General features: G+C 70.9%; 8 protein-coding genes. All 8 read left to right on the top strand.

Annotated elements, in window-relative coordinates; all coding sequences use genetic code 11:
- The first annotated feature begins 298 nt into the window (after window positions 1–298).
- The 8 genes from ACIBVP_RS40765 (at window position 299) to ACIBVP_RS40730 (ending at window position 12302) form a co-directional block, all read left to right on the top strand.
- Window positions 299–1357: a hypothetical protein gene (locus tag ACIBVP_RS40765; protein ID WP_396111921.1), complete on the top strand. Its 1059-nt coding sequence runs from the start codon at window positions 299–301 to the stop codon at window positions 1355–1357.
- 182 nt (window positions 1358–1539) lie between these two features.
- Complete coding sequence (locus tag ACIBVP_RS40760; RefSeq protein ID WP_396111920.1) at window positions 1540–1851, top strand: pilin; 312 nt, start codon at window positions 1540–1542, stop codon at window positions 1849–1851.
- Window positions 1852–2298: 447 nt separating this feature from the next.
- Window positions 2299–4245 carry a hypothetical protein gene (locus ACIBVP_RS40755; protein ID WP_396111919.1) on the top strand — a complete coding sequence of 649 codons (1947 nt, stop codon included), beginning with the start codon at window positions 2299–2301 and terminating at the stop codon, window positions 4243–4245.
- On the top strand, window positions 4242–5495 hold the full coding sequence (locus ACIBVP_RS40750) for a PrgI family protein (protein WP_396111918.1): 1254 nt from the start codon (window positions 4242–4244) through the stop codon (window positions 5493–5495). Before ACIBVP_RS40755 ends, ACIBVP_RS40750 begins: the two co-directional genes overlap by 4 nt.
- Window positions 5495–7423 (top strand): VirB4 family type IV secretion system protein, encoded by a 1929-nt coding sequence (locus ACIBVP_RS40745; RefSeq protein ID WP_396111917.1) that lies wholly within the window; start codon window positions 5495–5497, stop codon window positions 7421–7423. Before ACIBVP_RS40750 ends, ACIBVP_RS40745 begins: the two co-directional genes overlap by 1 nt.
- A 49-nt stretch (window positions 7424–7472) precedes the next feature.
- Window positions 7473–10142, top strand: a complete 2670-nt coding sequence (locus ACIBVP_RS40740; RefSeq protein WP_396111916.1) for a helicase HerA domain-containing protein — start codon at window positions 7473–7475, stop codon at window positions 10140–10142.
- Window positions 10143–10234: 92 nt separating this feature from the next.
- The gene (locus ACIBVP_RS40735) at window positions 10235–11317 is read left to right on the top strand and encodes a replication-relaxation family protein (protein WP_396111915.1); all 1083 of its coding nucleotides are present in this window, start codon (window positions 10235–10237) and stop codon (window positions 11315–11317) included.
- A gap of 4 nt (window positions 11318–11321) precedes the next feature.
- Entirely contained in the window at window positions 11322–12302 is a 981-nt protein-coding gene (locus ACIBVP_RS40730) for an NlpC/P60 family protein (RefSeq protein WP_396111914.1), read from the top strand.
- The last annotated feature ends 76 nt before the right edge of the window (window positions 12303–12378 follow it).

The raw sequence follows: 12378 nt of genomic DNA, 5'->3' as shown, positions 1-12378 counted from the left end.
GGTTTGCCTTCGTCGCCGACCGGACGCAGCTATGACCAAGCTGGTACCGAACTAGTACCGCGCCTACGTATGTCCAAGTGAAGGAGCATTTGCACGTCTCGGTAGTGGATCTTCAATCGTGAGACTGGCAATCGCCAAATCCGCCCCGATGGATCATTTCCAAGCTCTCCATGCGGCCCAGAAGACCGCCGGTACCTCCGCCGTACTAGGTCGGTACCAGTTTGGTCAGCGGTTGGTACTACCCCGCATGGCGTCCTGGGCGAGTCGTTGATTTCGACTCGCTTTCGGGAGCCATTCCATGAGTTCGCATGACGCCATTCCGCGTTCGGGTTTCGAGCGCGATGACAAGCCGTTGGACGCCGCCCGCTCAGCGTTCGCGTGGCTGGTCACCGGTCCGCATCCGGTGAGCATCGACGGTCGGTTGTTCCCCGGCCTGCCGGGCCGGAGGATGCCGCTGAACGAGGTGCGCGACCGACTGCTGCGGCGCCGCTGCCCGCAGACCTTGCGTGACGCGGTGTGGGCGCACCTGGTCCTGCGCGCCCGCACCGAAGGCGGCACCTGGACCGTGGGCGCGGTCGGTGTCGCACTGCCCGCGCTGACCTCCATCGCCGCCACGCTCTCGACCAAGTTCGCCGGCGACCCGAGCGACATCCACGCCGCCGTGCTCGCCGGGTTCATCGCCGAGCTCGCCACGATCGACCTGTGCCGACCGCGCATCATGCTCAGGTTGCGGTGGGCCGCCTACCGCGCCGGCCACGCCTGCGTCCGCGAGGCACTGGACGCGCCGGTGCCAACAGGGACCGGGTACGGACGATCTCGCTCGACGATGCCGCCGCCCCCGTGGGGCCACCCGGACTTCGTTCTCGCCCGCGCGGTCGCCGAGCACGCGATCACCGCCGCCGAGGCCGAACTCATCGGCTCCACCCGGCTGGAAAGTGTGTCCCTGGCCGACGCCGCGGTCGAGCGCGACCTGTCCTACCAAGCGGCGAAGAAGGCGCGCCAACGTGCCGAGCGCCGCCTCGTCGCCTACCTGCTCGACGGCACCACCGGTGCCCCACACAACGGTCAACACGAGGGTGACGTAGCAACCCAGGCGGCCGACACGGTGATCATCACCGCCGCCGCCGAACACTCGGCCGTACTTGCCCCGCCGTCACGCAACGTCACTGATCTGGGGCCTGACGCGGCGAGGGAAGCCGGCGATCGTGTGTCCCCGCAGGGCCGATTTTCCGGAGTTCAGGGGTGCGGGAAGAGGAGACCAGCCACTCCCGCGCACACCACCTCCTCGCCCCTACAGCCCCAGCCGTCGACGCAGGGGCAGTCGGGCCCGACTCCGGGAGTGTCGCGATGCGCCTGACCCGTACCCCTGTCCGTCCTCACGACCGCCAGCCCACCAACAACCGCCCCACGCGAGGTCGGCGGCAGACCACCTCGCTCGCCCATCCGAGGACGTTCTCCAGCTTCGGCGCGCACAGCCGCCAGACCGCGACCCCTCCGATCTCTGAAGCGGTACGCGGACGCACCATCCACCGAACGCTCGTGCTCGCCGAACTGGTCCTCCTAGGACTGTTCACCTCCGGGACGACCGCGCACGCGGACACCGTGGTACTCGCCATCGCGGGCAGCGTCGACGAGGTCCTGACCAACATCCGCAACTGGCTGATGGGCATCCTCGCCAGCCTGGCGACGGTGTTCTTCACCATCGGCGGCGTCCGCCGCGTGTTCGGCGGTGGTGACCCCGGCGAGCAGGAGAAGGCCAAGGAAGCGTTCAAGGCGGCCGGGATCGGCTATGGCCTGGCGGCTCTCGCTCCGTTGGTCGTCGCCGTGCTCAAGGGCATCGTGGGGGCATGAGTGATGCGCCCGCCGAGCAGGCCGGTCAGGTCTGCCCCACGCCGCACCTCGGCCGACACCGCCGCCGGCTCGCTGCACGGCACCACGCCCACCGCGCAAAGCGGATCGGTGTCGCGGTCGGCTCGAGGGGCCCGCCGGGAGATGCTCGCGCCTCCGGTCGCGTGCCCCACGCGGACTCGCCGGATCGGGCGACTTCTTCGCTGCACGCGGAGCCGGGTGCTGGTGGTGAGCCTGGTCGTCCTGGTCGGGAGCGCCCTTGTCTCGGTAGCGTTCGGTCCGCACTCGGACTCGGGCACGCGGGTGGCCCCGGCTGCCGCGGCGCAGCCCGTGCCGCCGTCCGATCAGCCACCGATCCCGGTCCCGACGGTCGATCCGTGTGGTCCGGACTCACCGCCGCTACCGGTCTGCACTCAGCCGCCACCCACAGCACCGACCACGACCCCGCCGATGCCGACGGCGACGGGGCTGCCGCTGCCGACCGAGGTCCCGTCGCTGCCGCCGTGCGACCCGGCACTGCCGTTGCAGCCGTGCGCTCCCACCGGCGCCCCGTCAACCCCGTCAACCCCGTCGACGCCGTGTTCCGGTGAGGGCTGTATCCCCCAACCCGGCACCACCACGGCACCGCCGACGAACCCTGGCGATGGTCAGCCCGGGCAGGGCGAGGAGCCTGAGGACGAATGCGGGATCACCGACATCGGTGCCTGCGTCACCGAGGCCATCAACGGCTTCTTCCGAGGCATCGTCACCGAGGCGCTCAACCCGCTGCTGGACCTGTTGTCCAAGACCCTTTTGACCACACCGACGCCGGACTCGCTGCCGCGTATCGGGGAACTGTGGGACAACTCCTGGCAGATCCTGCTGGTCTCCTACAGCCTGCTCGTGCTCATCGCCGGGGTCATCGCGATGGGCTACCAGACCGTCCAAACCCGACACTCCATCAAGGAACTCGCCCCTCGCCTGGTCGTCGGGTTCCTCGCAGGCGCCCTGAGCTTGTGGGTGGCGACCAAGGGCATCCAGATCGCCAACGCGCTCGTCGCGGCGATCATGGGCGGCGGGGTCGACGCGAACTCCGCCGGGGAAACCCTGCGCACCCTCGTGCTCGGGTCGCTGGGCGGCGGGATCTGGATCGTCTTCATCGGCATCGTCCTCGCCGGGATGCTCGTCGCGCTGCTCATCACCTACGTGGTACGGGTCGCGCTGACCATCATCCTCATCGCCGGGGCACCACTGGCGCTGATGTTCCACGCCCTGCCCCAGACCGAGGGCATCGCCTACTGGTGGTGGAAAGCCTACGGCGGCTGCCTCGCGATCCAGCTCGGGCAGAGCCTGACGCTGATCACCGCGATGAAAGTGTTCCTCGCCCCCGGCGGGTTCACCCTCTTCGGCCCGACCATGTCCGGGCTGGTCAACCTGCTCGTCGCGCTCGCGCTGATGTACATCCTGTTCAAGATCCCGTTCTGGGTGCTGTCCTCGATCCGCGGCGGCGGCCGACGGTCCCTGATCGGGTCCCTGGCCAGAGGCTTCCTCACCTACAAAGCCTTCGGTCTGCTCACCGGCCGCGGCGGGCGCAACAGCCCCAACCCTCGCCCATCAGGTGGCCCGAGCGGCAAGGCCGGCGCACGCACCAGTGGCAACTCGTCGTCCGGCCCATACGTCAACCCGCGCACCACCCCGGACGGTCAGTACGTCCTGCCACTGCCCGGCGTGCGCCGGACCCGCGCGGCAGGTAAGCCCACGCCCAAGCCAGGCGCGACCGCGACACCCTCCCGTCCGCAGGGCCGCCAGCTGGCGGCGCCGTTAGGTGAGAACTGGCCGGAGAACAAGCCGGTGCTGGGCCGCGACGGGCAGTACCGACTCCCCCTCGACGCCCAGCGCACGACGCCACCACCCGCCTCACATCACGCGAAGGGCACCGCCGGTCGTCCCACCCACGCGCGTCGCGGCAAGCAGCTCGAGTTGCCGTTCGACCCCTACCGGGGCAACCGCCCGAACCGGTCCGGGCAGTACCCGCTGCCCGTGGACGGCGTGCGTCGGGTGCCGCGTCCGGCAAGCCCGCCGACCCCACCGGGCCCCCGGCCGAGTGGACGTCGGGCGGTCCAGCCGGAGCTGCCCTTCGACCCCTACAAAGGCAACCGGGCGACCCGCAGCGGCCAATACCCCCTCCCACTGGACGGCGTGCGGCGGGCTCCCGGACCGAAACCAGCAGCCACTTCCCCAGCGGCGGCACCCGAGACACCGCCTCCGTCCGCGCCGCGCGCGGGACGTCAGTTGCGGTTGCCACTGGACCTGCCCAAACCCGCGACGCCACCAACGACGCCGGTCTTCAGCTCACCACCGTCACCACCGCCGCCACCGCCGCGGCCAAGTCCGAAGCCAGGAGGTACGTCCTCATGACCGCTCCCGTCCGTATCCCGGCCGATGTCGACATGCACGACCGTGTCCTCGGGTCGCTGACCGCACGCCAACTGGCCATCCTCGCCGCCGCCGGAGCGGTGCTCTACCTGATCTGGGCGGCCACCCGCGCCTTCATTCCGATACCTGTGTTCTTGGCTTTCGCCGTCCCGGTCGCCGCGGTCTCGGCGATGCTCGCGCTGGGCAAGCGCGACGGCGTGCCGATGGACAAGCTGCTCGTGGCCGCAATCCGCCAGCGCCTGGCTCCGCGGTACCGCGTCGCCGCTCCCGAGGGCGTGCGGCCCGCTCCCGCCTGGCTCACCCCAGGCACCGAGCAGGTCGGGGGCGGGCGCACGGGCAGTAGGGGCCGCACAGCCCAGCGCGAGCAGGTCTCGCCGTCGGCGCTGCGGCTGCACGCCGAGGCGGTCACCGAGACCGGCGTGGTCGACCTCGGCAGCGACGGCCTCGCGGTCGTTGCCGTCGCCAGCACGGTCAACTTCGCGTTGCGCACACCGCACGAACAGGAGGCGCTCGTCGCCTCGTTCGGCCGCTACCTGCACTCACTGACCGCCCCGGTGCAGGTGCTCGTGCGCACCGAACGGCTCGACCTGTCCGGCCAGATCGCCGAGCTGCGCGAGCGCGCGGGCGGGCTGCCGCACCCCGCACTGGAAGCCGCCGCGCTCGAGCATGCCGACTACCTGGTCCAGCTCGGGCAGCAGTCCGACCTGCTGCGCCGCCAGGTCCTGCTCGTCCTGCGCGAACCGCTCGGCCTCGCCGCCCCGACCGACGGGCTGGGCGGGCCCGGACCACGGGCGGCGCTGTCCACACTGCTCGGCTCGATGGCCGGCAAGCGCCGCGATCAGCCAGCGCAGATCGACTCCGGAGTTCGGCGGGCGGCGGAGTCGCGCCTGGTACGCCGTCTCGGCGAGGCGATCGAGCTGCTGTCCCCAGCCGGGATCGTGGTCACTCCGCTCGACGCGGGACAGGCCACCGCGGTGCTGGCCTCGGCGTGCAACCCCGACAGCCTGCTGCCACCTTCCGCGGGCCTGGCGGGTGCGGATGAGGTCATTACCACCACCTCCGGCTCGGACCTCGCCGAGGACGACATCGCGAACAACGTCGACGACGGTTCCTATTCCGCACCCACCGCCCCGGCACCCGGCCGAACGCCCACCGGGTGGGACGAGGACAACGACGACTATCCCGGCGACTACGCCGACGACTGGGACGACGAGGAGAGGAGGCGGTTCTGATGGCCACGCGCACACGCAAGACTCACGGCCAACACAGCCCGGCCGCGGCGACAGCGTCGTCGGCAGCCGCCGCGTTCACCCCCGACGCCCTGTCGGTGGCCGCGCGGCACCTGGAGGTGGGTGGCGAGTGGGTCGCCAGCTTCGCTGTGGTCGGGTTCCCCCGTGAGGTGCATCCCGGCTGGCTCGCGCCGCTGCTGACCTACCCCGGCCGCCTGGACGTGTCGGTGCACATCGAGCCGATCGACCCGGCCACCGCCGCCTCGCGGCTGCGCAAGCAACTCGCGAAACTGGAGGCCGGGCGACGGCACACCGCCGAGCACGGGCGCCTGTTCGATCCGCAGGTCGAGGCCGCCACCGAGGACGCCTACGACCTGTCCTCGAGGGTCGCCCGCGGCGAGGGAAAGCTGTTCCGGGTCGGCCTGTACTTGACCATCCACGCCGCCTCGGAGAAGGCACTGGCTGACGAGGTGGCCGCGCTGCGGTCCCTCTGCGCGAGTTTGTTGCTGGAAGCCAAGCACACCACCTACCGGTCGCTGCAGGGCTGGGTGTCGACACTGCCGATGGGCCTCGATTTGATCGGCATGAGGCGCACGTTCGACACGTCGGCGTTGGCAGCGGCGTTCCCGTTCACCAGCCCCGACCTCCCGGCCCCGGACCCGACGAGTGTGGCCGCGCCGTCCGGGGTGCTCTACGGCTACAACGTCGGCTCCCAGGGCCTGGTGCACTGGGACCGGTTCGGCGACGGGATGCACAACCACAACTCCGTGATCCTCGGCCGCTCCGGCGCGGGCAAGTCCTACCTGGTCAAGCTCGAGCTCCTGCGGTCGCTGTACCGGGGCATCGAGATCGCGGTCGTCGACCCGGAGGACGAGTACGCCCGCTTGGCAGCCGCGGTTGGCGGCACCTACGTCCACCTAGGCGCGCGAGGCGTGCGCCTCAACCCGTTCGATCTGCCGATCCACACTCGTGCCGGCGGTCGCCGCACCGCGCCGAAGGACGCGCTGGTGCGCCGGTCGTTGTTCCTGCACACCGTCATCGCCGTCCTCGTCGGCGGTGAACTGGAGGCGGTGGAGCGGGCGGCGCTGGACCGGGCGATCGCCGCGACCTACCAGAGCGTCGGGATCACCGCCGACGCTCGCACCTGGACCCGGCCGTCGCCGACGCTGCGGGTCCTGCGGGACCAGCTCGCGGGCGCCGGGCAGGCAGGCGACCGGGCCGCGGGCGAACTGGCGACGAGGCTGCACCCGTTCGTCGAGGGCGCGTTCAAGCAGCTGTTCGACGGGCCCAGCAGCGTCAACCCCGAAGGCCACCTCGTCGTGTTCAGCCTCCGCGACCTACCCGACGAACTGAAGGGCATCGGCACCCTGCTCACCCTGGACGCGGTGTGGCGGCGAGTGTCCAACCCGGCCATCCGCCGCCCGCGCCTGGTCGTGGTGGACGAGGCGTGGCTGCTGATGAAGGAAAAGTCCGGCGCCGAGTTCTTGTTTCGGATGGCCAAGGCGTCTCGCAAGCACTGGGCCGGGTTGACGGTGGCGACCCAGGACACCGCCGACGTGCTCGGCAGCGACCTGGGCAAGGCGGTCGTGGCCAACGCCGCGACCCAGATCCTGCTGCGGCAGGCGTCGCAGGCCATCGACGAGATCACCCAAACCTTCGACCTCTCCGCCGGGGAACGCGCGTTCCTGCTCTCCGCCGACCGTGGTCAGGGCTTGCTGTCGGCCGGAACGCAGCGGGTGGCGTTTCAGAGCATCGCCTCGCCGACCGAGCACTACCTGGTCACGAGCAATCCGGCCGAACTAGCCGCTTACGCCGACACCGCCGAACCGGTCGACGAGGCCGACGCCGCGTTCGTCGACCTGGGCTTCGACGGAGACGAGTTCGGCTCTGACTCCGGCCACGACGACCAGACCCACCTCGACGCCGCCTGAGCGCGCGCACCACCACCTCGCACGCACCTCTCCCGTGAAGGGATCTTTCATGCTGCCCCGAACACTGACCTGGATACCTCCTGCCCTCGACCAGCCACCGGAAACAGCTCTCCTCGCCAGCACGCTCACGCACTCGACGGCCCCTGTCGCCGCCGGGTGGGTGGAGGACTACCTTCGCGACCCCGGCGGCGCCCTGGTGGCGGTGCTCGCCTGGCTGCGGAATCTCGCGCTGGACTGGGACCCGATCGCCGCGCCGGTCCTCGCGGTGGTCGTCACCGGGATCGTGGTCGGCCGACGGTGGTGGGCACGGCGCTGCCACGAGCGGCTGCTGACCGGTCCGTATGGCGCCCGGCAGGTCACCGTGCTCGCCCCACCCACGGTGGATCCCGCGGGCGGAGCCGCGTTGTGGTCCAACCTGGTCGGGTTGCTGCGCCCCGGGTGGCGACGGTGGTTCACCGGCCAGCCGCATGTGACGTGTGAGTACGTGTTCTCCGAGGCCGGGGTCGCCATCCGGTTGTGGGTGCCCGGGGTCATCCCGCCCGGCCTGGTCGAACGCGCCGTGGAGGCGGCTTGGCCCGGCGCGCACACCCGTGTCGGGCCCGCCGAGCCGCCCCTACCCACGCCTGGCGAGGGGCAGCGGCGGCTGGTGGTCGGTGGCGAGCTGCGACTGGCGCGCCCGGAGGCGTTGCCCATCCGTAGCGACTTCCGCAACGAGTTCGCTGCCGACCCCATCCGCGCGTTGATCGGCGCGCCTGTCGGGCTTGGGCGACAGGAGTACGCCTGCGTGCAGGTGCTGGCCCGCCCGGTCACCGGTCGCCGCGTCCAACGTGCGCGCCGCGCCGCCCGACGCGTCCACACGGGAAGCTCGGCGCGCCTGGTCGGTCGTCTGCTCGACGCGCTCACCCCCACCACCGGCAGCCGCTCCCGGCGCACGGCCGTGGCGCGGACGAGGACAGGGGCATTGCACAGCGACCCACAGACCAGCCTGGAACACGCGGCGCAGAACCGCGCCATCGTCGGCAAACAGCGCGGCAGCCAGTACGAGACCGTCGTCCGCTACGCCGTGGCCACCCTGCTACCCGCCGACAGCAGCGAGGACGAGATCCGCCAAGCCCGGGACACCGCACGCGGCCGGGCCCACGCGCTGGCCGCGAGCTTCGCCTCCTACACCGAACACAACCACTACCGGCGTCACCGCCTGCGCCACCCCGGCCGGGTCATCGACTCCCGCCGCCTCGGGCACGGCGACCTGCTGTCGGTGGCCGAGCTGGCGGCGATCGCGCACCTGCCCACCGACGAGGCCATCCCCGGCATCCAACGCGCCGGAGCCCGCGCCATCGCGCCCCCACCAGGCATCGCCACCCCCGGCCCGGAAGCCAAACCAATCGGGGTCACCGACACCGGCCACCCACGACCCGTCGCCCTACGAGTCCCGGACGCCCGCCACCACCTGCACGTCATCGGCGCGACCGGCTCCGGCAAGAGCACACTGCTCGCCAACATGATCCTGGCCGACGCCGAGGCAGGCCGCGGAATCGTGCTGATCGACCCCAAAGGCGACCTGGTCACCGACGTCCTCTCCCGGCTGCCGCGCTCAGCCGCCGACCGCGTGGTGATCTTCGATGCTGATAGCAGCTCCCGGCCCCCGTGCCTCAACCCCTTGGACGGCGGCGAGACCGACCTCACCGTGGACAACCTCGTGTCCGTGTTCCGGCGGGTCTACTCGGCGTTCTGGGGACCGCGCACCGACGACGTCATGCGCGCAGCCTGCCTCAGCCTGCGCGCACAAGAAGGCGTCGCCACCCTCGCCGACCTGCCCAAGCTGCTGGCCGACGAGGCGTTCCGCAGCCGCGTCACCGCCGGCATCACCGACCCGGTGCTGCGGGGGTTCTGGGCCTGGTACGCCGAACTCACCGACTCATCCCGCTCCCAGGTCATCAGCCCGCTGATGAACAAACTCCGCGCGTTCCTGCTGCGCCCGTTCGTCCGCGACGCCATCGCAGGCGGCCACTCCACCGTTGACATGAGCCAGGTTCTCGACGGCGGCATCTGCCTCGTGCGCATCCCCAAGGGCTCACTGGGCGAGGAGACCACCCGGCTGGTCGGATCGCTGGTGGTCGCCCGCACCTGGCAGGCCACCACCGGACGCGCCCGCATCCCGCAACGCCAACGCCGGGACGCGAACCTGGCGATCGACGAATGCCACAACTTCCTCAACCTGCCCTACCCCATCGAGGACATGCTCGCCGAAGCCCGCGGATTCCGGGTCGCGATGACCCTGGCCCACCAGCACCTCGGCCAACTCCCCCGCGAGCTACGCGAAGGCATGTCCACCAACGCCCGCAGCAAGATCATCTTCAACGCCTCGCCGGAGGACGCACGCGAACTGTCCCGCCACACCGCACCACGGCTGTCCGACCACGACCTCGCTCACCTCGGCGCCTACCACGCCGCCGTCCGCCTCGTCTTGAACGGCGAGGAATCCCAGCCGTTCACCATGCGCACCCAGCCCCTCCCACCCGCCGTCCCCGGACGAGCCCGGGAGATCCGCGCCGTCGCCCGCCGCACCGCCCGGACTCGCGCGATCGAGGCGGCCACCGGCGGCCCCGCAACCACCGGCACCCGGCCCCCTCGCGGCTCCTCGGGTCCGTCGCGACCCACGAACCGGAACGAGCCCGTCGCGCGCACGCGAAGCGCCGACCCCCGCCGCAACGGCTGACCACCTCCCTCTTCCGCCCTTCCACCTGTCCATCACGCCCAGCGCACTGCGCGCCGGGGCGGCTTCGCCCTGCCCATCCGGAGGTGCCCACCATGATCACCAACCCCACCCGCCAGCGCGCTCTGCGCGGCCACAAGCCCACCCAACCCACTCCCCGTGTCGCGAACACCGCCGAGCACCAGGCCGTGCTGGCGTGGCGGCTGACGCCGCGAGACAAGTGGATCGCCCGGATGCTGTGGGAGCACAAGGTTCTCACCGCCCACCAGATCACCGCCTTGGCCTTCCCGTCGTTTCGGTCCGGGCGGATGCGGCTCCGCGAGCTTTACCTGTGGGGTGTCGTCGACCGCTTCCAGCCCTTCGTCACCGTCGGCACTGCGCCGATGCACTACGTCCTGGCGCCCGCCGGCGCGGCCGTACTCGCCGCCGAGGACGGCCGCGACATCAAGGAACTCGGTTACCGGCACGACCGGGTCTTCGGCGTCGCCCACAGCCTGCGCCTGGCCCACACCATCGGCGTCAACGAGTGGTTCACCGCTCTGGTCGACCGCGCCCGCCACCCCCGCCCCGGCGAACGGGTCGAGCTGACGGCGTGGTGGTCAGAAAACCGCTGCGCCCGCCACTTCGGCGACCTGATCAAACCCGACGGCTACGGCCGCTGGCGACACCACGACGAACACGGCGAACGGCAAGTCGAATGGTTCCTCGAGTACGACTTCGGCACCGAACCACTCGGCAAGCTCGCCGGGAAACTGGCTGGCTATGCCGGCCTCGCGCAAGCCACCGGTATCACCACTCCGCTGCTGGTGTGGCTGCCGACCTCGCGACGCGAGGCCACCGCACGCCGGCAGCTGGCACGGGCCTGGCGCGAGCTCGACGACCGGCGCTCGGTGCCGATCGCCACCGCGGCGGCCGAGCTGCTCAACCCTGAGACCGTCCGCCCGAGCCCGGCGGACGAGGTCTGGCTCCCGCTGACCGCAGCCGCCGGAGCGTCCCGGCGAGCGCTGTCGGGGCTGCCGGCCGCCTGGCCGCACGTGCCGCCGCCGGTCACGCCCACGGAGGACGGCCAGGCGGGTGCGGACTCGCCGCGGCCGATGTTGCAACCGCCCTCCCCGATGCCGCCCACCGCGACCAGCTCACGGGCGCCACGCGGGGCGAGCCGGCAGGGGAGGTGGTGAGAACGTGCTCGCCAAAATCACCATCGGGGCCGCGGCGCTGCTGCTGCTCATCCCGATCATGATCGGCCACAGCTTGAGCTCGATGGCGGACGCGCTGTTCGGCAGCTCGTCGAACACCACCGCCGACTGCACGAAACCCATCGCCGACATCCCGCCCGAGTACTGCCTGCTCTACATCAGCGCGGCCACGGCGCCGCCGGACTGCCCCGGCCTGGACTGGACTGTGCTCGCTGCGATCGGCAAGGTCGAGTCCGACCACGGCCGCTCCACGCTGCCCGGCGTCCACGAGGGCGAGAACTACGCCGGGGCCGGTGGGCCGATGCAGTTCCTCGCCGCGACCTTCGAGAGTGTCATCGCCGCACACCAGATCCGGCCCGGCGGCGCGAGCCCGCCCTCGAGGTACAACCCCCACGACGCCATCCACGCCGCCGCGTTCCTGCTCTGCGACAACGGCGTCCGGCGAGGTGACCTGCGAGCGGCGGTCTTCTCCTACAACCACGCCGACTGGTACGTCGACATGGTCCTCAAGCAGGCCCGCAAGTACGCCGAGGCCGCCGAATGCAACGTCATCCAAACCCCCAACGCGGTCACCTTGGCCGCGATCAACTATGCCTGCGGTCAAAGGGGTTTACCGTATATGTGGGGCGGCGACGGTCCTCAGAACGGCGACGCGGGGTTCGACTGCTCCGGGCTGACCAAGGCCGCCTACGCCGCCGCCGGAGTGACCCTGCCGCGCACAGCCCAGACCCAGTTCGTCGCGGGCCCTCGTGTCCTGGCCGGGCAGCCGCTGTTGCCGGGTGACCTCGTCTTCTACGGCACACCCGGCAACATCCACCACGTCGGTCTTTACATCGGCGGCGGACTGATGATCAACGCTCCCGACTTCGGGCAACCCGTGCAGATCGACAACTACCGGTACAACGGCGACGACTACGCCGGAGCGACCCGCCCAGCGGCCTCTATCGCTGTAGGTTCTCATGTTTGATTTCATTTTCTCACTGATTTTTCGTCGGTCTTTCGTATGTGAAAGATCGATGAGAAGTCGGACGGTCGAGTCGCCC

Origin of the sequence: Actinophytocola sp. NPDC049390, from assembly GCF_044466355.1 — a bacterium.
Lineage (GTDB): Bacteria > Actinomycetota > Actinomycetes > Mycobacteriales > Pseudonocardiaceae > Actinophytocola.
This window is presented reverse-complemented; position numbering and strand designations above follow the sequence as displayed.